Source organism: Cellulomonas fimi, assembly GCF_028583725.1.
Taxonomy (GTDB): domain Bacteria; phylum Actinomycetota; class Actinomycetes; order Actinomycetales; family Cellulomonadaceae; genus Cellulomonas; species Cellulomonas fimi_B.
This window is the reverse complement of sequence record NZ_CP110680.1, coordinates 1,852,179-1,878,835: the sequence shown is the minus strand read 5'-3', so window position 1 is coordinate 1,878,835 and position 26,657 is coordinate 1,852,179. Positions and strand designations below refer to the sequence as shown.

General features: G+C 73.7%; 20 protein-coding genes and 1 pseudogene. 10 read left to right on the top strand and 11 right to left on the bottom strand.

The genetic code is table 11. The annotated features are described in order from the left end of the window. Positions 1-192 precede the first annotated feature (192 nt). A complete protein-coding gene (gene glnA, locus OOT42_RS08590; protein ID WP_273654451.1) occupies positions 193-1,617 on the top strand; it encodes a type I glutamate--ammonia ligase in 1,425 nt (474 codons plus the stop codon). Positions 1,618-1,733: 116 nt separating this feature from the next. Here the strand turns inward: glnA and OOT42_RS08585 are convergent, their stop codons facing one another. Together OOT42_RS08585 and OOT42_RS08580 are read right to left on the bottom strand one after the other, a co-directional pair. Further along, the gene (locus tag OOT42_RS08585) at positions 1,734-2,438 is read right to left on the bottom strand and encodes a hypothetical protein (RefSeq protein WP_273654450.1); all 705 of its coding nucleotides are present in this window, start codon (positions 2,436-2,438) and stop codon (positions 1,734-1,736) included. Beyond that, positions 2,435-3,211, bottom strand: a complete 777-nt coding sequence (locus OOT42_RS08580) for an FHA domain-containing protein (RefSeq protein ID WP_273654449.1) — start codon at positions 3,209-3,211, stop codon at positions 2,435-2,437. The genes OOT42_RS08585 and OOT42_RS08580 overlap by 4 nt, the downstream gene beginning before the upstream one ends. Positions 3,212-3,354: 143 nt before the next feature. On the opposite strand from OOT42_RS08580, the gene OOT42_RS08575 reads away from it, so the two are divergent. Genes OOT42_RS08575 through OOT42_RS08565 form a run of 3 tightly spaced genes read left to right on the top strand, consistent with a single transcriptional unit; the run spans position 3,355 to position 7,197 of the window. Continuing rightward, positions 3,355-4,272, top strand: a complete 918-nt coding sequence (locus OOT42_RS08575; protein WP_273654448.1) for an FhaA domain-containing protein — start codon at positions 3,355-3,357, stop codon at positions 4,270-4,272. Then, positions 4,265-5,065 carry a protein phosphatase 2C domain-containing protein gene (locus OOT42_RS08570; RefSeq protein ID WP_273654447.1) on the top strand — a complete coding sequence of 267 codons (801 nt, stop codon included), beginning with the start codon at positions 4,265-4,267 and terminating at the stop codon, positions 5,063-5,065. Before OOT42_RS08575 ends, OOT42_RS08570 begins: the two co-directional genes overlap by 8 nt. Next, positions 5,059-7,197: a protein kinase domain-containing protein gene (locus tag OOT42_RS08565; protein WP_273654446.1), complete on the top strand. Its 2,139-nt coding sequence runs from the start codon at positions 5,059-5,061 to the stop codon at positions 7,195-7,197. Before OOT42_RS08570 ends, OOT42_RS08565 begins: the two co-directional genes overlap by 7 nt. 4 nt (positions 7,198-7,201) lie before the next feature. Here OOT42_RS08565 and OOT42_RS08560 read toward each other — a convergent pair whose 3' ends face one another. Both OOT42_RS08560 and OOT42_RS08555 read right to left on the bottom strand, forming a co-directional pair. Next, on the bottom strand, positions 7,202-7,663 hold the full coding sequence (locus tag OOT42_RS08560; RefSeq protein ID WP_273654445.1) for an ester cyclase: 462 nt from the start codon (positions 7,661-7,663) through the stop codon (positions 7,202-7,204). A gap of 206 nt (positions 7,664-7,869) precedes the next feature. Further along, on the bottom strand, positions 7,870-9,684 hold the full coding sequence (locus tag OOT42_RS08555) for a family 43 glycosylhydrolase (RefSeq protein ID WP_273654444.1): 1,815 nt from the start codon (positions 9,682-9,684) through the stop codon (positions 7,870-7,872). Positions 9,685-10,121: 437 nt separating this feature from the next. Between OOT42_RS08555 and OOT42_RS08550 the strand changes: the two genes are divergently transcribed. Together OOT42_RS08550 and OOT42_RS08545 are read left to right on the top strand one after the other, a co-directional pair. After that, complete coding sequence (locus OOT42_RS08550) at positions 10,122-11,306, top strand: sensor histidine kinase (RefSeq protein WP_273654443.1); 1,185 nt, start codon at positions 10,122-10,124, stop codon at positions 11,304-11,306. 96 nt (positions 11,307-11,402) lie between these two features. Further along, positions 11,403-11,636, top strand: a complete 234-nt coding sequence (locus tag OOT42_RS08545; RefSeq protein ID WP_273654442.1) for a hypothetical protein — start codon at positions 11,403-11,405, stop codon at positions 11,634-11,636. A 9-nt stretch (positions 11,637-11,645) separates the two neighbouring features. Here OOT42_RS08545 and OOT42_RS08540 read toward each other — a convergent pair whose 3' ends face one another. Both OOT42_RS08540 and OOT42_RS08535 read right to left on the bottom strand, forming a co-directional pair. Then, entirely contained in the window at positions 11,646-13,538 is a 1,893-nt protein-coding gene (locus tag OOT42_RS08540) for an ATP-binding SpoIIE family protein phosphatase (RefSeq protein WP_273654441.1), read from the bottom strand. Positions 13,539-13,557: 19 nt separating this feature from the next. Beyond that, complete coding sequence (locus tag OOT42_RS08535; protein WP_273654440.1) at positions 13,558-14,538, bottom strand: ANTAR domain-containing protein; 981 nt, start codon at positions 14,536-14,538, stop codon at positions 13,558-13,560. A 286-nt stretch (positions 14,539-14,824) separates the two neighbouring features. Between OOT42_RS08535 and OOT42_RS08530 the strand changes: the two genes are divergently transcribed. The 3 genes from OOT42_RS08530 (at position 14,825) to OOT42_RS08520 (ending at position 17,620) form a co-directional block, all read left to right on the top strand. After that, entirely contained in the window at positions 14,825-16,375 is a 1,551-nt protein-coding gene (locus tag OOT42_RS08530; RefSeq protein WP_273654439.1) for a DUF4153 domain-containing protein, read from the top strand. 53 nt (positions 16,376-16,428) lie between these two features. Next, positions 16,429-16,854 carry a hypothetical protein gene (locus OOT42_RS08525; protein WP_273654438.1) on the top strand — a complete coding sequence of 142 codons (426 nt, stop codon included), beginning with the start codon at positions 16,429-16,431 and terminating at the stop codon, positions 16,852-16,854. Positions 16,855-16,939: 85 nt separating this feature from the next. Beyond that, positions 16,940-17,620: a DUF6766 family protein gene (locus OOT42_RS08520; RefSeq protein ID WP_273654437.1), complete on the top strand. Its 681-nt coding sequence runs from the start codon at positions 16,940-16,942 to the stop codon at positions 17,618-17,620. Between the two features lie 13 nt (positions 17,621-17,633). Here OOT42_RS08520 and OOT42_RS08515 read toward each other — a convergent pair whose 3' ends face one another. The 4 genes from OOT42_RS08515 to OOT42_RS08500 form a co-directional block, all read right to left on the bottom strand. Then, positions 17,634-19,346 (bottom strand): alpha-amylase family protein, encoded by a 1,713-nt coding sequence (locus tag OOT42_RS08515; RefSeq protein WP_273654436.1) that lies wholly within the window; start codon positions 19,344-19,346, stop codon positions 17,634-17,636. Further along, positions 19,343-20,374 (bottom strand): TIGR03885 family FMN-dependent LLM class oxidoreductase, encoded by a 1,032-nt coding sequence (locus OOT42_RS08510; protein WP_273654435.1) that lies wholly within the window; start codon positions 20,372-20,374, stop codon positions 19,343-19,345. Before OOT42_RS08510 ends, OOT42_RS08515 begins: the two co-directional genes overlap by 4 nt. A gap of 97 nt (positions 20,375-20,471) precedes the next feature. Beyond that, positions 20,472-20,759, bottom strand: coding sequence for a hypothetical protein (locus tag OOT42_RS08505; protein ID WP_273654434.1), 288 nt, complete (start codon positions 20,757-20,759; stop codon positions 20,472-20,474). 102 nt (positions 20,760-20,861) lie between these two features. After that, positions 20,862-22,256 carry a hypothetical protein gene (locus tag OOT42_RS08500; protein ID WP_273654433.1) on the bottom strand — a complete coding sequence of 465 codons (1,395 nt, stop codon included), beginning with the start codon at positions 22,254-22,256 and terminating at the stop codon, positions 20,862-20,864. A 154-nt stretch (positions 22,257-22,410) separates the two neighbouring features. On the opposite strand from OOT42_RS08500, the gene OOT42_RS08495 reads away from it, so the two are divergent. Beyond that, positions 22,411-23,625 (top strand): AI-2E family transporter, encoded by a 1,215-nt coding sequence (locus OOT42_RS08495; RefSeq protein WP_273654432.1) that lies wholly within the window; start codon positions 22,411-22,413, stop codon positions 23,623-23,625. Here the strand turns inward: OOT42_RS08495 and OOT42_RS08490 are convergent. Beyond that, a pseudogene (locus OOT42_RS08490) lies at positions 23,616-26,650 on the bottom strand (bifunctional [glutamine synthetase] adenylyltransferase/[glutamine synthetase]-adenylyl-L-tyrosine phosphorylase). The gene OOT42_RS08495 and the pseudogene OOT42_RS08490 overlap by 10 nt on opposite strands. Positions 26,651-26,657 lie beyond the last annotated feature (7 nt).

The following is a 26,657-nucleotide window of genomic DNA, read 5'->3' as shown; positions in this document are numbered from 1 at the left end:
AGGGTAGGCGGCCGGACCGCGTCCCCTCGGCCGTCGCTCGTCCCGGACGTCCGCCCAGGAGTTCGACTGATCGTTACACCCGGGACGTCGACGTAACACGGTGGAAACAACCGCTACACCCCAGAGAAACTCCCCCGCCATAACCTCGGCGGAGCCCGACCCCAGGGTGGACACACAACCGAGGAGCAGCGGATGTTCAGCAAGCCAGAGGAAGTACTGGCGTTCATCAAGAGCGAGGACGTCAAGTTCATCGACGTCCGGTTCTGCGACCTGCCCGGCGTCATGCAGCACTTCAACGTGCCCGCCGCGTCGGTCGACAGCGCCTTCTTCACGGACGGCCAGATGTTCGACGGGTCCTCGATCCGCGGCTTCCAGGCGATCCACGAGTCGGACATGAAGCTCATCCCCGACGTCACGACCGCCTACATCGACCCCTTCCGGGTCGAGAAGACGCTGAACATCAACTTCCACATCGTCGACCCGTACACCGACGAGCCCTACAGCCGCGACCCGCGCCAGGTCGCCGCGAAGGCCGAGGCGTACCTCCGGTCGACCGGCATCGCCGACACCGCCTTCTTCGCCCCCGAGGCCGAGTTCTACGTCTTCGACGACGTGCGGTTCCAGACCCGCCAGGACGCGTCGTTCTACTACATCGACTCGATCGAGGGCGCCTGGAACACGGGCCGCAAGGAGGAGGGCGGCAACCTCGGCCACAAGACGCCCTACAAGGGCGGCTACTTCCCCGTCCCGCCGGTCGACCACTTCGCCGACCTGCGCGACAAGATCTCGCTCCAGCTCGACGCCCTCGGCCTGCAGGTCGAGCGTGCCCACCACGAGGTCGGCACCGCCGGCCAGGCCGAGATCAACTACCGCTTCGACACGCTCGCCAAGTCGGCCGACAAGGTGCAGCTGTTCAAGTACGTCGTGAAGAACGTCGCGCACGAGGCCGGCAAGACCGCGACCTTCATGCCGAAGCCCCTCTTCGGCGACAACGGGTCGGGCATGCACGTGCACCAGTCGCTCTGGAAGGACGGCCAGCCGCTGTTCTTCGACGAGAAGGGCTACGGCGGCCTGTCCGACACCGCCCGCTGGTACATCGGCGGCCTGCTCAAGCACGCGCCCGCGCTGCTCGCCTTCACGAACCCGACGGTGAACTCCTACCACCGCCTGGTTCCGGGCTTCGAGGCGCCGGTCAACCTGGTCTACTCGGCCCGCAACCGCTCCGCGTGCATCCGCATCCCGGTCACCGGTTCGAACCCGAAGGCCAAGCGCATCGAGTTCCGCGTGCCGGACCCGTCGTCGAACCCGTACCTCGCGTTCGCGGCCATGCTCATGGCCGGCCTCGACGGCATCCAGAACCGCATCGAGCCGCCGGAGCCGGTCGACAAGGACCTCTACGAGCTGCCCCCCGAGGAGCACGCCCTCATCCAGCAGGTCCCGGGCTCGCTCGGCGAGGTGCTCGACAACCTCGAGGCCGACCACGACTGGCTGACCGCCGGCAACGTCTTCACGCCGGACCTCATCTCGACGTGGATCGACTACAAGCGCTCCGCCGAGGTGGACCCGATCCGTCTGCGGCCGCACCCGCACGAGTTCGAGCTCTACTTCGACGTGTGATCGTCCCGGCCCCTGGCTGCTCCCAGGGGCCGGTGACTCGCAGTGACCGACACCCCCGTCGCCCTCGTGGCGGCGGGGGTGTCGCTGCGTGGGCCGCTCCCGGACCGGGAGTCGGCTCAGAATGCGTTCGGGTCACCCTCGGCGCCCCAGCTCTCCCGCGGCGCCCACCCGATCGCGGTCGACCCGTCCTCGCTCATCAACGCCAGACCAGCCAGGACCACCACCTCATCCGACCCGGTCGGTACGTAGAACACCAGGTCCCCACGCTTGACGCCCTCGTCGAGGTACCGACCACCAGCCGGCAGCGTCGAGGCGTCCCAGTGGGTCGCGAACGTCCAGGCGTCCCCCAGCCGCTGCGACCACCCGTCCTTGTTCGCCGGGATGTACGCCACCTCACCGAGCGTGTCATCGGGAAGCACGAACGGCGCCTGCCCGGCCGCCGTGAGACCCGACCAGCCGGCGACGTCAGCGCCTGCGACCACGAGCCTGAAGTTCCCGACCCCGATCGACGCATCACCACCGCTGCGGTGGGTCAGCGACGGCTTGACCTTCACCTGCAGCTGACCGTCCGGCCCGCCGCACGCGCACCAGGCAACCACCGACAGGTCCACCGGGAACCCGACCTCCTGCACCCCCACGGCACCACCGTCAGCCGGTGCAGGCGACGTCGCGGCGGGCGGGGGCGGCGCCGAGGTTGTCGTCACCCCGTTCTCCAACGGCAGGTTCACCCGCGTCGGCGTCGGGTCCGCGTCAGCCGGCCCGGTACACCCAGCCAGCGCAAGCGCACCCGTCAGCGCCACCGTCCACCACGGCCGCCTCACGTGACCTCCTCCTCGACCTGGGCGCCCTCCTCCTTGGCCGCCTGCGCCCTGGCGGCATCGCGGGCTCTCTGCAGCTCGACGTACGTCGCCTCGTCGATCACCTGCGACCTGACCACCCAGTCGCCGATCACGGGCACGTGCCACTCGTCCGTCGGGTTCACCAACCCCAGCTCACTGCGCGCGCGCTCCAGGCGACGCTGCAACCACTTGCTGGCATTGGCGCCCTGCGGTGGCAGCTTCAGCGCCTGCACGTCCTCCAGAACCCGGGCCCTGGCACCCGAAGCGCTCTGCGCCGGGCCAGGCAACGCCCCCGTCCGCAGCGCGCACAGCGCAGCAACCTTGCGCCACTCCCCTTCAGGGGTCGGCTGCAGCACTTGATTCCGGGTCCAGCGACCAGCAGTGATCGTCACACCTCGAGCCCGACCTGGCCGGCCCGCTGACACGTCCGGGTTCACCACCCGCACCACCAGGACATGACCGTTGTGCACCCGCACCTCGTGCACACCTGGGCCCAGGTTGAACCGCTCACCGCGGCGGGGAGCAGCCAGGCGCGTCCCATCCTCACGGAACACCTCGACCGACCCGACCGACTGCAAGGACTCGCCGAGCACGTGCCCGGTGTCGTCGAGCATGAACCTGAGTGCGAGCCCGGAGATGCCCGGCTCGTTCACCACGACGTCGCACCCCGGTGCGCGTCCCACCCGCACGACGGTGCGCGCGAGCAGCTCCCGACGTTCGGGATTCCCACCCACAAACACCAGCACGTAGGCCATGCCCCATATGTACATTGACCTGCACCCGGGTGTCCCGCGTACAGGGAACGCCTTCCCCCGGGGGAACGCGTTCCCTGTGGCGTTCCGCCGGCCCCGGCCGTTCGGAACCCTCTGGAGTGTCAGCCCGACACAAGGAGGAACCGATGCGCGACGTCCTCATCCTCGCGATCCCCGCAGCCGCGGTGCTCGCCACCCTGTGGTGGTTGCGGGCACGCTGGCAGGCCGAGTCGCTCCGGCAGGTCGTCTTCGAGCTCTTCGCCCGCCTCCTGCCCGGCCCGCCGCGTACGACCGCCAGCCTGCGGCGCACCCTCGTGCGGCGTGTCCTGGCCACCGCGGTCCACATGCCGTCGAACAAGACCTACGTGCCGTCCAACATCACCATCCGCCTCGCCGTCGAGGACTACGACCGCCTGGTCGCCACCGTCCCCGTGTACGCCCTCGAGCTCGACCTCGCCGGCGTCCTCCGCACCCGAGCGGCCCGCGAGCGCTGGCAGCTGCCAGACGCCGGCATCGGTGTCCACCTCGAACCCGACCCCGCGCTCCACACCGGATGGATCCCGGCCGCCCAAGCGCGCGCCCCGCACACCCACACGTCGCTGGAGGACACCCACGCCTTCCCGCTGGCCTTCGCTCCCGCGCCGGGCCCGACCGAGCGGGCAACCGCGACCGCCACCACCAAGGAGGCCCCCGCGATCGATGAGACGGCGTGGCTGGTCGACGCACGCGGCAACCACCACGAGCTGAGCGCGACCGGCACGACCATCGGACGTGGGCCGACGTGCACCGTGCGCATCGACGACCCGCTCGTGTCCCGCGAGCACGCCCACGTGTCGCGCACAGCACACGGGTGGGTCGTCACCGACACCGGCTCGACGAACGGCACCTGGGTCGTCGGAGCGCTCGTACGCCCCGGTGACACCCAGGCCCTCCTGCCGTCCAACGCGATCCGGTTCGGGTCCGGCGGCCCGGTGCTCACGTTCGTCACCCAGCGCACGCCCGCGGGCGGCCCCACGCTGCCGCCGACCGCCCGACTCGAGCACTCCGGAGACCGCCGTGGCTGACGACCTCGACCCGCGGCCCGACAGCCACGCACCGGTACCCACGCCCTGGGCTGACACCGCCCCCGTTCCTGTCGTGCCCGCACCCGTCGTGCCGACGTCCTCGCCGGCACCACCAGTCGACCCGGCCCCTGCGGCCGAGCGCCCGGCGACCTTCACCACCGCAGCCGGCGGCCTGGAGAACACCCGGGGCACCCCGTGGCAGGACCGGTGGGCCACCGGCCAGAACGCGTCCGGGTGCTGGCTCATCGTCGCCGACGGCATCAGCGGCGGCACCGGAGGCGCATACGCCGCAGAAGCAGCGGCCGCCGTCGCAGCCGCAGCGCTCGCCGGGACCGACCTGTCCGAGAGCGCCATCCTAGGCGCCGTCCTGCTCGCCGGACGGGCCGTCCGACCCTGGTACGCCGGCGGCCGTGAAGGGGGCACCACCTTGTCGATCGCGACGATCACGGCGACCCACGTGATCGCGGCCGCCATCGGCGACTCGCCCATCCTCGTCGCCACGAACGGCGCACCCCTACGCCAGGTCACCCCGACCGCCCCGCCAGGACCACTGCGGGCGTGGCTCGGATCGGGATACACCACCGACCCATGGCTGGGCTCATGGCCGACCGCGACGAGCACGACCGTCGCCGTCGCCTCCGACGGCATCAACGCCGACGCCCTGCCCACCACCAGCCTGACCGACCTGGTCACCACCGCCCTGACGACCCGACGCGTCGGAGCTGACGACTCCACGATCGTCGCCGCCCACGCCTACGTCCCACCACCACCCGCCCAGGACACGACATGGTGAACGAGGAGACCCAGAGCATCCTGTACCGGCTCATCGGATGGCTGCGTGGGCAGATCGGCAAGGAGTTCACGTTCGACCAGGTCGTCGAACGTGTCGACGGCAAGCCCCGACTCGTCGAGGAGCGATGGGTCGTGCGCGTGACCGACGTCGTCGCCAAGCCCGGCGGGCAGGCAGCGGTCGCCAAGGTCCGCGTCGTGGAACCGTCCGACTGGGCACACCGCGCCTACGCGCTGCGGCTCGAACCCGTGAGCCACGACCACCGCTCCCAGCAACGCCGCATCACGATCGACGCCATGGCGGAGCGGTCCCGCAACGGCGACCCGCGATGGCGTGCCCTGATACCCGTGCGTGCCACGTTCCTGTGGGACCTGCACGCCCCCGAGCTGAACCTCGAGCTCGGACGGGCACTGCCCCTGTGGGTCGACCTGCTCCAGTGGGGCACGACGCTACGTGACCATGTCACCCGCAACGGCGGCGCGCTGCCCGTCCAGGACGCCGTCCGCCTGCTGCTGCCCGTCATGGAGGTCATCGCCCTGGCGCACGTCGACGGCACCCTCCACCGAGACCTGGACGAAGGGAACACCTACGTCATCAACAACCGGCGCCTGCACGTCGCCGACTGGGGCGTCGCCAAGGACGTTCAGCCCGGCGCAGAAGCCACCAGCACCTACATCGTCCACAAGGGACGCGCCTACCTCACGCCCCCCGAGTACCTGGGGCCCAGCCCGCTGACCGGCAAGTACACCGACGCGTGGTTCCTCGGCCGGCTCCTGGTGTACACCGCGACCGGCAGCCTGTCCCCGTACGCCGACCCCGAACAAGCACAGCGCTGGAGCATCCACCTCGACGGCCTGCCCCACGCCGTGCGACGCGTCGCCGAAGGGCTGTGCGATCCCGAGCCGTCCGCACGCATGAAGCTGTCCGACGCGATCGACGGCCTCCAGGAGTGGCTCACGACCTCCGCGCGCGAGCCCGAGGCCGCAGCCGTCGCACCCTCGACGCCCTCGGCCGAGAGCATCGCCCCGACCGTCCTCGCACCCCGACCGGGCCCGACTGTCGAGGAGAGGGCCGCCGGCCCGACCGAGAGGTCCCCCACGACGCCGACGGCGACGGTGGCCGAACCCGCCGCGCCCACACCCGTCCACAAGGTCCCCGCCAAGGCCGGCCAGGGCGCACGGCACACCGTGCACGACCGTCCCGCCGGCGCGGCGGCAGTCCGACCGGCCGCGCAGCAGGCCGGCACACCGCAGGCTCAGACGCCACGCACGACAACCACCCCACCGGCCGCACCCCCGACGGCGGGCCCCCCGGCCAGCTCGACGCCACCGACGAAGCCGCGAGCCCAGCCGCCTCACGCCAGGCGCACGGGCCGCCGGTCCGCCGTCGCACTGGCCCTCGTGGTCGCCGTCGCGGCCGTGGTCGTCCAGCTTCAGCTCGTTCCCGGAGTCACCTGGGCCACGATCGCGGACAGGGCCGCCACGCTCACCGACGACGCCCAGCACTCACCCACGCCCACCGTCGACGCCCGAGTGGCCGATCTCGCGCACGTCGCCGCCTGGGGACCAGCCGGCCATCAGACCGACACCACGTCCGTCACCGCCACCCTCGACACCGCCGCCACCCAGCTCACCTGGCACAGCGATGAGCTGCTCATCCTCCACCTCGAGCTCGCTACCCTGACCAACACCACCGGCACCGACCAGACGTTCTCGTGGGCGTGTGACCGCAGCTCCGTCGACAACGCCGACGGCACCCGAGACATGCAGGCCGGTCCGTACGTCGTCGTCAACGCGAGCGGGCAGAAGGCCGCCGCCCTGGTCGCGCGGCCGACGGAATGGCACGCCGAGGACGACACTCGTACCGCGATGCCGGCCGCCTGCGCGACGATCGACGGAACGACCACGCTGGGAACGACCTGGACTTCGGTCACCGTGCCCGCGGGCCAGACCGTGACCGTCCCACCCGAGAACGCCGCGCTCGAGTTCGCCATGCCGACCGACGGCGTCACCCGCGCGACCGACACCACCTACCCACTGGAGATGCCCGGCCTGGTCTTCCTGTCCGACGACTACAGCACCGCCGTCCTCGTCACCACCGACGAGATGGTTCCGCCGAGCACGTCGAGCGGCTGACCCGTCACCTGACCACGCTGCGGCCGCCGCTCGACGGCGGCGGCTCGACCTGGGCGCCGGCACCCACCTGGGCGAGGAACGCGGGGATCTCGACGTAGACGCGGCCCTCGACGATCGCCCCGTCCCGGACGTCGTACACGACGGCGAGCGGGATCCGCACCTGCTTGCCGGTCGCCGCCACGCCCGCGAACTCGCCGGTGTGCCGGCCGACGACGAATCCCTCGAAGACGGCCGTTCCGCCGTCGACGACGAACCGGGTCCGCTCGGCGGTGGCGTCGAACGCCTGGTGGTAGAAGAAGTCGAGCAGACCCTGGACGCCCTGCGGCGTCCGGTACTCGTCCCCCGTCGCCATCAGCCGGAAGACCACGTCGGGCGACATCGCGCTGGTGTCGCCGTGGTCGGAGTCGAGATACCGCTCGACGACCTGCCGCGTCTGCGCGGCGTCCGGGCGCCCGTCCTCGGACATGTCCGCCCCCTTCCCCCGGAGCCGATGTGCAGGACGCTACTCGCGCCTGAAGGCTCGGGAACAGGGCCGCGACGAGTCCTGGGCACCACCGGCACCTGGCCGGTCGCCGCCGTCGACGCCGGAGGGAGCCGACCCGACCACGGATGCGACAGCCCGGGAGTCGGCGATCCGGACCGCCGCCTCCCGGGCCCCGTCGCGCGAGTGGCTCAGGAGCGTGACCACTGCATGCTCGTCGCGGAGCCGCACGTGCGCTGCTCCAGCGCGGCGCCCGCGGTCGTCGAGCCGTTGACCACGTTCAGGCACTTGCCGCTGTTCACGTTCACGAGCTGGCTGTAGCCGTCACCGGTCGAGTGCCAGGTGAAGACCTGGTTGTCCCGGTCGTGGCACGTGTACTGGATGACCGCCGCGCCGTCGGCCGTCGACGCACCGTTGACGTCGAGGCACTTGCCGCTGTGGACGCTCTGGAGGCGCACGTTCCCGCTGCCGGCGTCGACGAAGCGCCACTGCTGCCACGCCGAGCCCGTGCTGGGCCACTGGCCGACGACCGCGAGGTCGGCGAGGCTGCCCTGCTGCACGTCGACCACCTGCCCGCTGTTCCGGTTCGTCACCCGGTACGCCGTCGGGTTCGTCGTGCCTCGGGCGAACTGCCACCAGTCGACGTTGAACAGGTTGCCGCTGCCGCCGGCGAACCGCAGGTACAGGTCGTGCGTCCCGGTCGCGCCGGTGACCGGGCAGGTGGTGGTCGTCCAGCTCTGCCACCCGCCGGTGCCACCGACGGTGCAGGTCGCGACGAGCGGTCCACCCGTGCCGTCCAGCCGCACCTCGATGCGCCCGCCGCTCGTGGCGGACGCGACGCGCGCGGAGAAGGAGGTCGCGCCGGTGCCGAACGCGACGCCCTTCACCTTCACGTAGTCGCCGTTCTCGATCCAGCCGACGTTCATCCCGCCCTCGCTCGACGGTTCCGTCTCGATCCCGGACCCCCAGGCGATCGTCTCGGCCTCCTGCCGGACGTACGGGTCGAGCGTGCCTATCTGGGGTGCACCCGTGCTCGTCATGGTGATCGTCGGGATGCTGCCGTCGGCGTTGTAGGAGAACTTCTCGACCGCGACCGAGCGGGTGTAGCCGCCACCGCCCGGCAGTGCGCCGTTGTGGTAGAAGAAGTACGAGCCGCCGTTGAAGTCGACGATGCCAGGGTGGTTCGTGAAGCTGCTGCCCTGCGTCGGCATGACGGTGCCGCGGTAGGTCCACGGCCCGGTCGGCCCGGGCGCGGTCGAGTAGCCGATGAACTCGGAGCAGCAGCGGGCCGCGAACACGTTGTAGTAGGTCCCGCCGCGCTTGTAGACCCAGGGCCCCTCCTCGTACAGGGTCGGCCGGTTGGGGTCGCCCGTGCGGGTGCCGAAACCTGCGGTCGTGAGCGGGATCTGGGTCGGGCTGCCCGCGTACGAGATCATGTCCGCGTTGAGCCGGACGTACCAGAGGCGGGGGTTGCCCCAGTACAGGTACGCCTGGCCGTCGTCGTCGATCAGCACGGTCGGGTCGATCTCGCCGTTGCCGACGAGCGGGCGGCCGAGCGCGTCGCGGAACGGCCCCGTCGGGCTGTCGGCGACGCCGACCCCGATGACGCGCTGCCCCGTCGAGCGCTGCCGGACCGGGACGTACCAGTAGAACTTCCCGTTCCGCGCGACCACCTGGCCCGCCCACGCGTCGGCGTCGGCCCAGGCGAACGTCGCGAGCGACATCGGCGAGCCGTGGTCCGTCCAGTTGACCATGTCCGTCGAGGAGAAGACGCGCCAGTCGCGCATCGTGAAGTACGTCGAGCCGTCCTCGTCGTGCCCCGTGTAGAGATAGACGCGGCCGTCGTGCACCAGGGGTGCGGGGTCGGCGGTGTAGAGGTGCTGGACGATCGGGTTGTCCGCCTGCGCCGGGGCAGGGAGCACGGTGACGGCGCAGACCGCCGCGGCGAGCAACGCGATGGCCGCCCGGAGCCGCCTCCTGTGCGGGTGTGCTGATGGCTGGTTCACCGTGGCTCCTCGGGTGTCACGAGCGGTGGGCTGTCGGACCGGCGCCGGTCGGCGTCGCTGCGTCCGTCGCCGGCCGGTGGCTCGCGTGGACGAGGTGCGCCACGGGCGTGCGGTCGGTCCTCGGGCGGAGGCCGGTCCCCGCCGGGTTCCCGGCTCGCGGTCGACGCCCTCGTCGCGCACCGGGATGTCCGGGTCAGGGCATCCTCGCCCCGCGCGACGACGGGATGTTATCGCTCACATCTCGCCGCGAATCGATTCGCGGCGCGCACCGCCGGGGAAGGCGTCGAGACCGCGGCGCCACCTGCCCCCGGCCCGCGGCCGGCCTCCGAGCAGGCGCGCGACGCCTGGCGGGGACCTACGATCGGGCCCAGGGCGACGCCCACCGCAGGGGCCGACGTCGCCGCCGCCGTGCAGCGGACGGGGTGGTCGTGGCGCACGTGACGAGATCGGGCGACGCGGGTCTCGAGCCTGCCGACCGGGACCGCCGGCGCATCACGATCGTCGTGGCGGCGACGAACTTCACGTTGTACGCGCTGATGGCGCTCGGCGCGTGGGCCGCGTGGGGCGGGCTGCAGGAGGCCGTCGACCACGAGCGCAGCACGATCGGCGTGATCGCCGACGGCCTCGGCATCCTCGTGATCAACCTCGCGTACGGCGCCGCGGTGCTCGCCGGGACGCTCGCGCTCGGCGTGGTGCGACGGGGGTGGGCGGCACGGGTGCTCGTGAGCGCGGGCGTGGCGGCCGTCGCGTCGCTCCCGCGGATGACGGCGCTCGTCGCCGTGAGCAGCACGCCCGTGTCGACGAGCTACGTGCTCGGGATCGGGTTGCTCGGGTTCTTCTCGGGCGTCGTCGGGATGCTCGCGGCGCTGTTCGCGGCGACGCTCGTCGAGCGGGCCCGGACGGAGACGCGCCGCCGGGAGGTCGAGGCGGGCCGGGCGAGACGCGCGGTGGAGGCGCTCCAGGACGAGGAGCTGCGCGTCCGACGCCTCGTGTTCGACCAGCTGCACGGCACGCTGCAGTACCACCTCGTCTCCGTGACGGCCGGGCTCGACAGGCTCACGGAGCAGCTGGACGCCGAGGGTGCGCGGGCGCGCGCGGCGGACCTCCGCGGGTGGGCCGAGGTGCTCGAGGAGATCCGCGAGCAGGACGTGCGGTCGCTGAGCCACGCCGTCTTCCCGTCCGGCGCGGACCTCGGGACCGAGGAGGCGATCCAGCTCCTGCTGCAGCGGCTGCCGCCGCAGGTGGAGACGTCGATCGAGCTCGGACCGGTGTACCGGCGGCTCGCGGAGGGCGGTGCGACGCCGATGCCGGTGGCCGAGCGGCTCGTCGCGATCTACACGGTCGAGGAGGCGGTGACCAACGCCCTCAAGCACGGCCATGCCCGCGCGGTCCGCGTGCGCGCCGATGCCGAGCCGACGGACGACCCGGCGCAGTGGGTGTTCACGGCGGTCGTCGACGACGACGGGACCGGCCCGGCGCGGCCCGACCCCCCGCTGCACGGCCTGTCCCGGCACCGCGAGCGCATCGAGAACCGCGGCGGCTCGCTCGCGCTCGGGTCGAACCCCGACGGCGGCGGCCGGCTCACGTTCCGGCTCCCGTTCGTGGCCGCCGGGGACCGCTGAGCACGTGCCGCGGATCGGACGATTGGCGCGAAGGGGAGGGAGTCGTGGTGCACTGGGATCGTGCACGCCCCGATAGACCGCACCACCGGAGGACCCGTGAGCCACTCATCACCGGCGACGATGCCGGGAGCGACCCCTGTGATCGACGAGCAGGCGCGCCTGCGCTGCCCGCGCTGCAGCTCACCGTCGATCGCCGTCACCTCGACGGACACGGACCCGAACGTCTCGTGGACCAACCACACCGTCACGTGCGAGAGCTGCCACGGACGCTCCCAGCTCGCGATCGTGTCGACGTTCGGCCAGGTCGTCATCCGCTGGCTGAACGACTGACGCCGGTCCTCACCGGGTGACGACGGGCGTCCCGACGACGGCGAGCGTCTGCGCCGCAGGGCTGCCGCCCTGCACGACCACCTCGACGCGCCGCGCCGCGGGGTCGGCGCCCCGGACGTAGCGCTCGATCGCGCGGACGGCGGCGCTGCCGAGGAACGCGGTCGGCGCGATCTCGACGGTCACCGGCACGATGCCGCCGCGCGAGCGGGACCGGACCTCGGCATCGACGAGGGCCGCGGCGGACTCGGTGTCGAGCACACCCCCGATGCGGATGACGCCGTCGTCGCCGACCGTCACCTCGGGCCCCCCGGTCAGCACGGCCGTGGGCCCGACGACGGGGGACCCGACGGGCGCGCGCCTGCGGGCGTCGATCTCGAACTCGACCCGGGTGCCCGTCTCCCCCGCGTCGACGGACAGGCGCGCGCCGCTCGACGCGACCATGCTCAGGCCGCGGCCCCGGTCGCCGGGGTCGGGCGCGGGCGGACGCCACGCTCCGTCGTCGGCGACCGCGAGCGTGACGGTCGTGCGGCGCAGCCGTCCCTCGACGCGGATCCGCCCGGGGTCCGCGCCCGCGTACGCGTGCTCGATGCTGTTCGTCGCGGCCTCGCTCGCGGCCAGGACGAGCGCGGCCCGCTCGCGCGCCTCGAGCCCGACGGTCCTGGCCCACGCGTCGACCTCCGCACGCACGTCGGCGAGCCGCCCGGCGTCGGCCGGCACCTCCAGGTCCAGGTCGGGCGGCGCGGTGCGACGCGCCGCGGCGAGGACGGTGACGTCGTCGACGAACCCCTCGTCGAGCGCCCACGGGACGTGCAGGCAGAGCCGCTCGCCGACCGTCCGGCCCGCGTAGCGGCCGATGACGGCGCCACGCACGGCGTGCTCGGCGGCGTCGACCACCTGCCGCATGCGGTCGTCGAGCCGACGTCCGACGACCTCGACCAGGCCGTCCGTGAACAGCAGGAGGGCCTCGTCCTCGGCGAGGCGGTCGTGGCCCACCTCGCTGCCGTCCTCGATCCCCAGCGGTCCGCCGCCGGTCGACGGCAGCCAGCGCGAGCAGGTGGGACCGACGACGAGCGGCGCGGGGTGCCCGCGGGTCGCGTAGTCCAGCGCGCCCGTCTCGGGGTCGAGGACGACGACGCAGACGGAGGTCGCGAACGCGTCGGTCGCCACCCGGGCGTACCGGTCGAGCGAGGCGAGGGCGTCCCCGACGGGCGCACCGTCGAGCAGCCGGGACGCGAGGATCGCGCGCATCTGGCTCATGGCCGCGGACGCCGCGACGCCGTGCCCGACCACGTCGCCGACGGTGAGCGAGATCCGCCCGTCGGGCGTGACGGCGGCGTCGAACCAGTCACCGCCCGCCGCCTGCTCGCGGCCCGCGACGAGGTAGGTGGCCGCGACGTCGACGAGCGGCAGGATCGGGACCGACGACGGGAGCAGCGCGCCCTGCAGGGCGATGATGACGTCCCGGGCGACCTCGTAGCTCTCCTCGACGCCCGCGACGCGCGCCTCCTCGGCGAGCCGCTGCTCGACGGCCGCCGTGACGTCCTCGGCCGTGACGATCATGCCCTGGTACTCGTCGGCGTCGTCCAGCCACGGGGCGAGGGACAGGCGTACCCAGACGTCCCGGTGCTCGTCGCCGACCTCGAGCAGCACCTCCTCGGGCGCGAGGCCGCGACGGGTCCGCAGCGCCTCCTCGAGCCGCGGCATCATCCGCCGGCCGACGACGTCCGTGAGCGTGTCGGCCGCCTGCCGCCCGACCACCTGGCCGATGCCCAGCTGCTGAGCGGCGCGGTTGGCGGTCACGACGACGCCGTCCTGCCGGATCGCGGCGACCGCGACGGGGAGGCCGTCGAACGCCTGGAGGGTGGCCTCGACGGCGAGCGGGGGCCGCGACGGGTCCGTCATGGACCCAGCGTGGCACCGATCAGCTCAACGCACCGACCGCGCCGGCCGGGTCGACGACCGCGACCTCGAGGCCGTGACCTGCGGCGAGCAGCAGCGAGCTGTCGGGTGCGACGAGCACGCGCAGCGTGGTGCCGTGGGTGCGGGCGCGCCGGTCGAGCGAGGCGAGCACGGAGACGCCCGCCGAGCCGACGTGCGTGGCCTCGCGCAGGTCGACGACGAGGCGTCCCGACTGCCGGGCGGCACCCGATGCCGCGGCGATCGCCGCGGACAGGACGCCCGCGGTGGCGAGGTCGACGGGCCCGCGCGCGGCGACGACGGGCACGCCGCCGACGACCCGGGAGGACACGGTCAGGCCATGGGTGGGCGCCCCGCCCGACGCGGGCGCGGCCTCCTCGCCGAGCGACTGGAAGAACAGCTCGTCGAGCTTCGCGCGCGAGGTCGGCGCGAGGCCGCCGGCGCTCTCGACGGCCCCGACGAGGCGCTCCGCGAGCGCGAGCAGGCGCACGTTGCGCTGCTGCGAGCTCCACCGCAGCAGCTCGAACGCCGCGTCGCCGTCGATGCCGTAGACGAGCATCAGGACGCCCTTGGCCTGGTCGATGACGGCGTGCGACTCGAGCGCCTGGTGCAGCTGCACGTTGACGGCGTCGGCGACGGTGGCGCGCTGGCTGACGCTCACGTCCACGAGGAAGCCGCTGACGACGGCCCCGTCGGCGCCCTGGTCGCGTCCACCGCTGAGGGTGACCGCCCGCTCGTCGCCGGCGAGGTCGACGAGGACGTAGTGCTCGCCGACCGGGGTCCCGTCGCGCTCGCACGCCTCGAGGGCGGCGGCGACGCGGTCGCGGTGGTCGGCACGGACGTGGCGCAGGAAAAGGTCGCGCGTCGGCACGACCTCGCCGGCCTCCATGCCGTGGATCTCGAACATCTCGTCGGACCAGCGCCACCGGTCGTCGCCGGAGGTGAACCGGTACTGGCCGACCTGAGCCTCTGCCTGGCTGTGCACGGCGCCTCCACGCGGCCGCAGCGGCCGCCGACAAGTGCTCCGAGCTGACTTCCCAACCCGATCCGGCGGACGGTCTGCCGCCCGTCCTACCCGGACGAGGGTAGTGCGGCTGGGCGGGCTCCGCGCGCCGGGACGGGCGGCAGGCTGACCGAGGACCGACACGCAGGCGCGTGGGTGGGTCGTGAAGGCGCTGGTCAGGAACCTCCACGATCGGGCACGGGACGTGCACGGTGCCTCCGCCGGGAACCCGTCCGCGCCTGCGACCTGGGGTCCTAGCGTGACGCACATGACCGGCACAGCCGCCTCCCAGCCTCCCGCCGCTCCGCTCGCGCCGCGCGTCCACCCGGGCCTCGGCCCCCTGCTGGGTCCTCCCCCGCCCCCGGGGCCGTTCGGGCGGGCGTTCGCCGCGTTCCGCTGGGACGGCCGTGGTGCGGCGCCGCTGCCGACGCTCGGGCTGGTCGCCGGTACCGGCGTCGTGACCGCCGTGATGGTCGTCGGCCACGCGCCCGGGCTGGGTGTCGCGCTGGCAGGGCTCGTGGTGTGGGCCGCCGCGGTGCCCGCGCTGCTGCGGCGTCGCTCGACGCTCGACGCCGCGGCGGCGGCCCTCGCGGTCGCGCTCGTCGGGGCGGTCGCGGTGCGCGACGCGGCGTGGGTCGTGGCGCTGTGCCTGCTCACGGCGCTGTGGGCGGCGACGGTCGCGCTCACGGGCGCCCGGTCGACGCCGGCGGTGCTCGCGGCGCCGCTGAGCTGGGCGGCGGGCGCGCTGCGCGCGCTGCCGTGGCTGCGGCACGGTGCGGGCGACGCGGTCGGGAGCCGGCGCCGGCAGGTGCTGCGCGTCGGCCGCGCGGTGGCTCTCGCGGCGGTCGTCGTCCTCGTCTTCGGTGCGCTGTTCGCGAGCGCGGACCGCGTGTTCGCGAGCCTCGTGCCCCGCTTCGACCTGGGTGACCTGCCCGCCCAGGTCGTCGTCGCCCTGATCGTGGCGGTCGTGGCGGCGACGAACGCGCAGCTCGCGACGTACCCGCCCGGCTGGTCGACGCTCCGCGCGGGGCGCGGGCGGCCCGCGGCGCTCGTCGAGTGGGCGATCCCGGTCGTCGCACTCGACCTGGTGGTGGTCGCCTTCGTCGCGGTGCAGGCGACGGCGCTGGCCGGCGGGCACCGGCACGTGCTGGAGACGGCGGGCCTCACCTACGCGCAGTACGCGCGGCAGGGCTTCGCGCAGCTGGTCGTCGCGACCGCGCTCACGCTCGTGGTCGTCGCGGTGGCCGCGCGCCACGCACCGCGGGCGACGGCGCGTGAGCGGGCCGTCGTCGGTGCCGGGCTCGGCGTGCTGTGCGTCGGGACGCTCGGTGTCGTGGCGTCGGCGCTGCTGCGGATGGACCTGTACGTCGAGGCGTTCGGGCTGACGCGGCTGCGCCTATGGGTCGCGCTCGCCGAGGCCGTCATGGGAGTCGTGCTCGTGCTCGTGCTCGTGGCCGGGGCCCGGTGGCGTGCGGGGTGGTTGCCGTCGGCGGTCGTCGTCGTCCTCGGCGTGTCGGTGCTCGCGCTCGCGGCGGCCGACCCGGACGCGCTCATCGTGCGGCACAACACCACCGCCGACCTCGACGTCCCGCTCGACGTGCGCTACCTGCAGGGCCTGTCGGCGGACGCGGTCCCGGCGGTGGACGCGCTCGACGAGCCGCTGCGCTCGTGCGTGCTCGACGGGATGACCGTGCGCGAGGCGGAGGACGGCTTCGGCTGGAACCTGGGTCGCGCGCGGGCCGCCGAGGTGGTCGGCACCATCGCGGCGCCGACGTCGTGGCCGCCCACGTCGTGCGACGGCGTCGACGTGCGGTGGTGACGGGCCGACGCTCCTGACGTGCCGACTCGCGCGACCCGGTCCAGCATCGGTGCATGCTCACCCGACACGCTCCGGCCGGTGCGGCGCTCACGCTCGTCCTCGTCGCCTCGGCGGCCTGCTCGTCACCCGCGCAGGTGCGCGACGACGTCGCCGACGTGGTCCGGCAGTTCTCCGCGGCGGTCGACGCGGGCGACGGTGAGGCGGCCTGCGCACTGCTCGCGCCCGCCGTCGTCGACGCGGTCGAGGACGACGAGGGCGAGCCGTGCGCGCAGGCGCTGACGTCGGGCGACCTGGGCGCGGAGCTCGAGTCGCGCGTCGCGGGCGGCGAGGTCACCGTGCGGCGCGCGGGCGGCCAGGCGCAGGCGCGCACGCCGCAGGACACGCTCTTCCTCGCGGCGTCGAGTGACGGCTGGGTGGTGACGGCCGCGGCGTGCGACCCGCGACCCCCGCGCCCCTACGACTGCGCGCTGGAGGCGTGATGTCGCGCCGGGTGGTGTTCGTCGTGACCCTGGCCGGCATCTACGCCGGGCTGGCCTACTGCGTCGTGCTCGCGATGGTGAACCGGTGAGCGCCCGCCGGACGTTGCGGGACAGCTCGCTCAGCGTGTTCTTCGCGCTGATCTTCGTCGCGGCGGTCGTCGGGCAGGCGCTCAGCGGGGTCGCGCTCTACAACGAGGAGCAGCGCGCGGACGGCCTCGACCCGATCACGGTCGCGCGGTACCTCACGTCGTCGCAGTTCGCCGTGGACATCACGGAGAACTGGCAGTCGGAGTTCCTGCAGTTCCTGCTCTACATCCTCGCGACCGTGTGGCTCGTGCAGGTCGGCTCGCCCGAGTCGAAGAAGCCCGAGGAGGTGGGCCGCGAGAGCGACGAGGACCAGCGCGTCGCCGAGCACGCGACCGAGGACTCCCCGGCCTGGGCGCGCGTGCGCGGGTGGCGGCTGTCGGTCTACTCGCACTCGCTCGGGCTCGTCATGGGCTCGATCTTCCTGCTCAGCTGGTACGCCCAGTCGCTCGCCGGCAGCGTCGCGTACTCCGAGGAGCAGCTGCGCGACCACCTGGACCCCGTGTCGTGGTCGGAGTACCTGACGCTGCCGGACTTCTGGAACCGGACCCTGCAGAACTGGCAGTCCGAGTTCCTCGCGGTGCTGTCGATGGTCGTGCTGTCGATCTACCTGCGCGAGCGCGGCTCGCCCGAGTCGAAGCCGGTGGGCGCGTCGCACGACGCGACGGGCGTCGAGGGCTGACGTCCGCGTCGCCTCACAGCAGGCGACGGCTGTCCGCGCGCACGACGCGCAGCCACCGGTACCCGTACGCGTCGAGCGGGACCGTCGCCCGGCCTCGCTCGTCGCAGGTCCACTCCTGCGCGTGCAGCAGGTCGACGAGCCGCACCGCAGGGCCGCCGTCGTCGTCGGGCACCGCGTCGGGCAGGTCGAGCGGGACCTCGACGGCCTCGTCGCCGAGGTTGTGCAGGGCGACCGTGGAGCCGTCCTGCCACGTGCTGCGGTGCGCGAGGACGGCCGCGTGCGGCTGGTCGAGGATCTCGACGTCGGTGGCCCAGCCGAGCTCGGGGCTCTCGCGGTAGCGGCGCACGAGCGTCTGCACGAACGTGAGCAGCGAACCGGGGTCGCGGCGCTGGTCCGCGACGTTCACGTGCTCGGGCCCGTACCCGCCCTCGACGACCGGCCCGCTGAGCCGGGACGCGCGCGCCCGCGAGAACCCGCCGTTGCGTTCGGAGGTCCACTGCATCGGCGTGCGCACCGCCATGCGTCCCTCGGCGGCGAGGTTCTCCCCCATGCCGATCTCCTCGCCGTAGAACAGCACGGGCGTGCCGGGCAGCGAGAAGAGCAGCGAGTAGACCATCCGCACGCGCCGCGGGTCGCCGTCGAGCATCGTGGGCAGCCGCCGGCGCAGGCCGCGTCCGTACAGCTGCATGTCGGGGTCGGGGCCGAACGCCGCGAACACCTCGGCGCGCTCGTCGTCGCTCAGCTTGTCGAGGGTCAGCTCGTCGTGGTTGCGCACGAACGTCGCCCACTGCGCGTCGCGCGGGATCGGCGGCCGTGCCGCCAGCGTCGTCGCGACCGGCCCAGCGTCGCGGCGTGCGAGCGCGAGGTAGAGCTGCTGCATGAGGACGAAGTCGAACTGCAGCGTCAGCTCGTCGCCGTCGGCGGTGCCGTCGCCGTCGTCGTCGCCGAAGAACAGCCGCTGCTCCTCGTACGGCAGGTTGACCTCGCCCATGAGGATCGCGTCGCCCGTGCGTCGGGTGAGGAACGCGCGCAGCGACTTGAGGTAGTCGTGCGGGCGCTCGATCTCGTCGCCCTTGCCCTTGGCCGCGTCGGCCAGGAAGAACGGCACGGCGTCGACGCGGAACCCCGAGAGGCCGACCTCCGCCCAGTAGCCGACGACCTTGGCGATCGCGTCGCGGACGCGCGGGTTGGCCGTGTTGAGGTCGGGCTGGTGGCGGTAGAAGCGGTGCCGGTAGTACTCGCCCGTCTTCTCGTCGAGCGTCCAGATGCCCGTCTCCTGGTCGGGGAAGACGACCTGGTCCGACGTGTCCGGCGGCTTCGTCGCGCTCCACACGTAGAAGTCGCGGAACGGCGAGTCGACGCTGCTGCGTGCCGAGCGGAACCACGGGTGCCGGTCGCTCGTGTGGTTGACGACGAGGTCCGCGATGACGCGGATCCCCCGGTCTCGCGCGGTGCGGATGAGCTCGACCAGGTCGCCGGCGTCGCCGAGCCGCGGGTCGACGCCGTAGAAGTCGATGATGTCGTAGCCGTCGTCGCGGTCGGCCGTCGGGTAGAACGGCATGAGCCACAGGCACGTCACGCCGAGGTCGGCGAGGTGGTCGATGCGCTGGACGAGCCCCGGCAGGTCGCCGACGCCGTCGTCGTTCCAGTCCATGTACGTCTCGACGTCGAGGCAGTACACGACCGCGTTCTTCCACCACAGGTCGCCGGTGTCGCGGATCCTCATGCCGTCACCTCCCGCAGCTGCGGGACGAGGTGCTCGCCCGCCATGTCGAGGAACGCGCGCAGGTTCCGGTCCGCGGGCGTGGCGGTCGGCTCGGCGACGGGGTGCTTGTCGTGACCGGCCGTCTCGTCCGTCGCGACCTGGTGCAGGTAGACGGCGTCGAAGCCGATCTCCACGAGCGCGGCGATCCGGTCCCGCAACCGCGCGGGGTCGTGCTCGACGAGCACCGAGCGGCGCACGAGGTCGTCGGTGAGGTTCGGGACGAGCGCGTCGAAGGACTCGGGGGTGTCGAGGTCCCACGCGACGGGCGGCCCCACGACGTTCGCGGTCCACTGCTCACGCGCGAGCGCGAACGCGGCGTCCTCGTCGGGTGCCCACGCGACGTGGACCTGGAGCGCGAGCGTGCCGCGGCCCCCGGCGGACCGGTACGACTCGACGACGTCGCGCAGGACGGCCGGGTCCTGGTTGACGGTGACGAGGCCGTCCGCCCAGTCGGCGTGCCGGGCCGCGGTCGCGGGGGTGACCGCCGGGCCGATCAGCAGCGGCTTCTCGGCGGGCAGGGTCCAGAGCCGCGCCCGGTCGACGCGCACGAGGCCGTCGTGCGTGACCTCCTCGCCGTCGAGCAGCGCGCGGATCACGTCGACGCACTCGCGCAGGCGCGCGTCGCGCTCGGCCTTGGACGGCCACCGGTCGCCGGTGATGTGCTCGTTGACGTTCTCGCCCGACCCGAGCGCGACCCAGAACCGGCCCGGGTACATCGCGCCGAGCGTCGCGGCCGCCTGCGCGATCACCGCGGGGTGGTACCGCTGCCCGGGCGCGTTGACGACGCCGAACGGGAGGTCGGTGGTCGCGAGCGCGGCGCCGAGCCACGTCCAGGCGAACCCGGAGTGCCCCTGCGTGGCGCTCCACGGCGCCCAGTGGTCGGAGCACATCCCCGCGTCGAAGCCCACGTCCTGGGCGTGCCGGGCGGCCTCGAGGAGCGCGCGCGGGTGGATCTGCTCGTGCGAGTGGTGGAAGCCGACGACGGTCATGGTGACCGTTCCTACCGGCTCCGGCGGCCGACCGCGCGGCGAGCAGGGCCGGGACACCGGGTTCGCGCCCTCCGGCCGGGCGGGCGACCCCCCGACGTCAGCGCGTGCCGGCTCCGGCGGACGCGACGACGGTCGCGGGGACGGTCTGGTTCTCGCGCACCGCGCGGTTGCGTGCGGCCGTGGGCAGCGGGGCGAGCGTGATGACGGTCGTGGCGGCCGGTGTGTCGACGGTCGGGCGGCGGCGCAGGCGCAGGCCGCGACGCGACGCGCGGGCGGACCGCTCGGTGAGCAGCTCGCCCTCGGTGGCGGCCTGGAGGGCGACGAGGCCCGCGGTCGGGTGGCCGGTGAGACCGGCGCCGACGGCGGCGAGGAAGGTGAGGTTCATGGCGGGTCCTTCCGTGCATGGGAACGCTTCCATCCTAGGGACAGCGCTTGCCGGATTCATGGGACGAAAGACTCGCAGCGGACGACCCGGACGTCGCGCTCGTCACACCTCGGCCGGTGCGCGCCCCTCCGCGGCAGCCGGTCGCGCCAGCACCGTGGTCAGCGCGAGCAGCACGACCGCCGCGATGGCGACACCCACGACGTACCCCGGCGTCAGCGGCATGCCCAGCGCGATCGCGAGCGCCGCACCCGACGCGATGACCACCCGGACGAACGTGCGCTGCTCGTCGAGCCAGACGCCGACCGGGCCCGTCGTCACGCCACGTCGCTCCCCCGCCCCCCGCAGCCACGCGACCGAGCGGGTCCACGACGAGCGCAGGCCCACGGCCGCCGCGCTGCGCCCCGACACGAACGCCACGACGGCCACCACGAGGCCCAGCACGAGCCCCGACCGCAGCGCGACGCGCAGCAGCGACACCACCTGGTCGTACACCACGACGGCCGCGTCGGGCCGCTGCACCGACGGTGGCAGCGCGTTCGCGTACACCGACCGCCCGATCGTCAGCGCGACCCCGAGCAGCAGCATCGCGCCCGCCAGCGTGAGCCCCGCGACGACGAGCGCGCGCGACCGGTTCCGCGCCAGCAGCACGCCGCCCGCGAGCAGCAGCACGACGATCCAGGGCAGCCACGTGCCCAGCAGGTCGAGCCAGCCGTACGCGTTCTGCAGCCGCACCAGGTCCGCGCTCTGCACCAGCGGGAAGCTCGCGTTGATGGTCGGCAGCCGGTCGACGATCGTGAACCCGCGCGCGGACAACGCCGACGTCACCGCCTCGATCACCGTCGTGAGGTCGACCGTCAGCGTGCCCTGCGCGTCGATCGACGCGATCGCGTCCGGGTCGCCCTGCATGACGCCGACCAGCTGCTCGTGCGCGGTGCGGTTCGCCTCCGTCCACGCCGCGTCGAACGCGTCGGACGTCACGAGCCGCTCGACGGCCTGGTGCACGAAGTTCGTCGCCGCGTTCACCAGCGGGCCCTGCAGCGAGTCGACCGCCGTCGCGAGCCGTGGCGGGAGGCCGAGCTCGGCGACCGCCGCCGTCGCGTCGGCGGCGAGCTGCTCGAGGTCGATCGCGTCGACGATCGCGCCCGTCACCCGGTTGGTGACCGCCTGCTGGATCTGCGGCTCGTCGACCAACGGCGCGACCGTCGCGAGGTAGCGGTCCGTGTCGGTCACGAGGCCGCGTGCCCACGTGGCGACGACGGCCACGGGAGCGAGCAGGGCGGCGACCACGACGAGCACGACCGCCGCCGTGACGCGTCCCGGCCGACGCCGCCGCGGCGTGGCGACCGGTGCGACCGGGACGTCCGGCGGGTACGACGGCGGGGCCGCCCGGAGGCGCGCGTTCTCCTCCTCGAGCGCCGCGAGACGGGCCCGGAGCGCCGTCAGCTCGTCCGTGCCGTTGCCGTCCGCGACCTCGCGCGGCGCATCCTGACCGGCCATCGCCCCTCCCCGACATGCCCGAATCGTCCCGCTAGGCTGAGCATGGCAGCGTCGCAGGTCAGCGCGCGACCCCTGGCGCGGTACGGTGCCCCCCGAGCGCTCCACGCGCGATCGTCGGCCGCACGCCACGTGCTCGTCGTCCCTGGAGGGACCGATGCCCAGACCGCCCGTCCCCGCTCACGACGCGGTCGCCCGCGACCCCCGCAAGCCGCCGGCCTGGCTCCCGCGCGCGCTCCTCATGGCCGGGGTCGCCGTCTTCCTCGGGCTGCTCACCTGGCGCGCGCTGTCGCTGCTGGGTTCGGTCATCACGATCGTCGTGATCTCGTGGTTCGTGTCCCTCGCGATGGAGCCGCTGATCCGCTGGCTCGTCGCGCACCGGATCCGGCGGACCCGCGCGACCGGCATCGTGATGGTCGGCGGCATCCTCGTCATCCTCGTCATCACAGCGCTGTTCGGCGGCCTGTTCGTCGCGCAGGTGGTCGAGCTCGTCGAGTCCCTGCCGACCTACTACGAGCAGCTGAAGACCTGGCTCGACACGTCGTTCGGCGTCGAGCTGCCCGAGTCCGACGAGGTCATCGCCAACGTCGGCGACAACTGGCAGTCCCTCGCACCGGGCATCATCGGCGTCGGCGCGTCCATCGTCGGCGGCCTGTTCACGCTCACGTCGATCCTCCTCGTCGTCTACTACATGGCGAGCGCGGGGCCGAAGTTCCGCGCCGCCGTGCTGCGGCTGTTCGCGCCGAACCGCCAGCGCGAGGTGCAGCGGCTGTGGGAGGTCTCGCAGGAGAAGGTCGCCGACTTCATCAACTCGCGGATCGTCCTCGCGGCGCTCTGCACGGCGTTCACCTGGATCTTCCTGGTGATCCTCGGCATCCCGTACTCGCTGCCGCTCGCCGCGTTCACGGGCGTCGTCTCGCAGTTCGTGCCGACCGTCGGCACGTACATCGGCGGTGCGCTCCCCGTGGCCGTCGCGCTCGCCGTCGACCCGATCAAGGGCGTCGCGGTGCTCGCATTCATCATCGCGTACCAGCAGGTGGAGAACCTGATCTTCTCCCCCAAGGTCTCCGCCCGGTCGCTCGAGCTCAACCCCGCCGTGTCGTTCCTCGCCGTCATCGCGTTCGGCGCCGTGTTCGGCCCCATCGGGGCGTTCCTCGCGCTGCCCGTCGCGGCCACGATCCAGGCGGTGTCGTCGACGTACATCCGCCGGCACGAGCTCGTCGACAGCGCGATCCTCGAGGAGGACGCGCAGGCGCTGCGCGCGCGGGGCTGGCACGACGTCGACGAGGAGTCGCCGTCGTCCGTCACGCCGCCCGTCGCCCCGCCCGACGGCGACGCCGACGCGGACGGGGTCGAGGTCCGTCAGCCGTAGAACACGCGCTCGACGACCGCACGCGCACGACGCGCGGTCCGCAGGTAGTCCTCCTCCAGGTCCGCGCCGCCGCCGGCCGGGTACCCCGCGACGCGGGCGACGCCGCCGAGCGCGCGCCGGTCGTGCGGCAGGACGTCGGCGTGCGCGCCCTCGGCACGACCGGTCCACAGCACGTTCGCGTCGCGCAGCCGTGACGCGAGCTCCCACGCGTCGACCAGCACGCGCGTGTCGTCCTCGGTGAGCAGGCCGGCCTCCCGGGCGGCCGCGAGCGCGTCCAGTGTCGACGTCGTGCGCAGCCCCGGCACCTCGTGCGCGTGCTGCAGCTGCAGGAGCTGGGCGGTCCACTCGACGTCGGCGATCCCGCCGCGGCCGAGCTTGAGGTGCCGGGCCGGGTCGACGCCGCGCGGGAGCCTCTCGGCCTCCACGCGCGCCTTGATCCGCCGCACCTCCCGCACGGTCGCGGCGTCGAGTCCTCCCGCCGGGTAGCGCAGCGGCGCGATGAGCGCGACGAAGCGCTCGCCGAGCTCCGTGTCGCCCGCAACCGGCCGCGCGCGCAGCAGCGCCTGGCTCTCCCACGGCGACGACCACCGGCCGTAGTACTCGGCGTAGGCGTCGAACGACCGCACGAGCGGTCCGTTGCGGCCCTCGGGTCGCAGGTCGGCGTCGACCGCGAGCGTCGGCTCGGGCCCCACCGAGCCGAGCAGCGACCGGACCTGCGTGGCGACCGACAGCGCGAACTCCTGCGCCACGGTCGGGTCCGCGCCGGGCAGCGGGTCGTGCACGAACAGCACGTCCGCGTCCGACGAGTAGCCCATCTCGGCGCCGCCGAGCCGGCCCATCGCGACGACCAGCATCCGGGTCGGGTTCTCGTCCAGGCCGAGCGCGACCCGCGCCTCCCACTCCGCGACGCGGAGCGTCCCGGACAGCACGACGTCGGCCGCCAGGGTCAGGCTGCGTGACGCCCGCACGCTCGTGACCACGTCGAGCACGTCGGCCGCGGCCGTGCGCGCGAGCTCGCGCCGGCGCAGCCCGCGCAGGGCGAGGACCGCGGGCACCGGTTCGTGCGCGCGGGTCAGGACCGCGTCCGCCTCGGCCGCGAGCCGTTCGGCCGTGCGGGGCTCGAGCTCGACGTCGTCGGCGAGCCACGTCACCGACTCCGGGGAACGGGACAGCGCGTCCGCGACGTACCGCGACGTCGACAGGACGTGCGCGAGCCGCTGCGCCACCGTGCCCGAGTCCCGCAGCAGGCCTTGAGGTACCAGTGCGTCGTGCCGAGCTCGTCGGACAGCCGGCGGAACGCGAGCAGGCCGCCGTCCGGGTCGGCGCCGTCCGCGAACCAGCCGAGCATGACCGGCAGGAGCTGCCGCTGGATCGCGGCCCGCCGCGAGACGCCCTCCGTGAGCGCGCCGATGTGACGCAGCGCGCCGGCCGGGTCGCGGTACCCGATCGCCGCGAGACGCGCACGGGCCGCGTCGGGGGCGAGGCTCGCCTCCTCCGTGGAGAGCTGCGCCGTCGCGGGCAGCAGCGGCCGGTAGAAGAGCTCCTCGTGCAGGTGGCGCACGTCGCGGCGCACCGACCGCCAGCGCTCCAGCAGACCCTGCGCACCCTCGACCCGCAGACCCACGGACCGCGCGAGCCGCTGGAGGTCGGGGTCGGAGGTCGGCAGCAGGTGCGTGCGGCTCAGCCGGTGCATCTGGATCCGGTGCTCGACCAGCCGCAGCCACCGGTAGCAGACCGCGAGGCGCGCCGCGTGCTCGCGGCCGACGTACCCGCCCGCGGCGAGCGCCGCGAGCGCCGTGAGCGTGCTGGGGCTGCGGATCGAGTCGTCGGCTCGGCCGTGCACGAGCTGCAGGAGCTGCACCGTGAACTCCACGTCGCGCAGCCCGCCGACGCCGAGCTTGAGCTGGCGGTCCGCCTCGGCCGCGGGCACGTGCTGCTCGACGCGGCGGCGCATCGCCTGCGCGTCCTCGACGAAGTTCTCCCGCTGCACGGCGGCCCACACGAACGGCTGCACCATCGCGGCGTACTCGCGGCCCAGCGCCGCGTCGCCCGCGAGCGGCCGCGCCTTGAGCAGCGCCTGGAACTCCCACGTCTTGGCCCACCGCTCGTAGTACGTGCGGTGGCTCGCGAGCGTGCGCACGAGCGGGCCGTCCTTGCCCTCGGGCCGCAGCGCCGCGTCGACCGGCCACAGCGCGGGCTCCCCCGACGGGACCGAGCAGACGCGCGCGAGCCCGGCGGCCAGCCGTGCGCCCGTGGCGAGCGCCTCGGACTCGTCCACGCCCTCGACGGGCTCGGCCACGTAGATGACGTCGACGTCGCTCACGTAGTTGAGCTCGCGCCCGCCCGTCTTGCCCATGCCGATGACGGCGAGCCGCACGCCCGCGCCGTGGTCGTCGAGGTCGGCGCGCGCCACCGCGAGCGCACCCTCCAGCGCGGCGGCCGCGAGGTCCGCGAGCGCGGCGGCGACGCCCGGAAGCCGCGACAGCGGGTCGGTCGCGGTCACGTCGGCGGCGGCGATGCGCAGCAGCCGGGTCCGGTACGCGCGGCGCAGGGCGTCGGTGCCGCCGGACGCGCCCGCGACGGGCACCGCGGCGTCCGGGTCCGCGCCGACCGCGCGCAGCAGCTCGGCGCGCACGTCGCCGACGGGCACGCCCAGCGCGGGCTCGTCGTCGACCAGCACCCGGAGGTTCTCGGGGTGCGCGACGAGCGTGTCCCCGAGCGCCACCGACGCGCCCGCGACCCCGAGGAGCCGGTCGCGGGGCGTCCCGCCGTCGAGCACGACGTCCCGCAGGAGACCGCCGAGCACGGCGTCGCCGCGGACGGCCCCGGCGAGCTTCGCGAGGGTCAGCAGGGCCTGGTCGGGGTCGGCGAGCTCGCGCAGCTCGCCCGCGAGGACGTCCGCCGCACCGGGCACGACCTCCTGCAGCGCGGCGTCCTCGAGCAGCCGCTGCGCGCGCGCCACGTCGCCGACGCCCGCGCGCGTGAGCCGTCCCGCGAGGCTGCCGCCCCGCCCGTCGACCGTCACGACGACC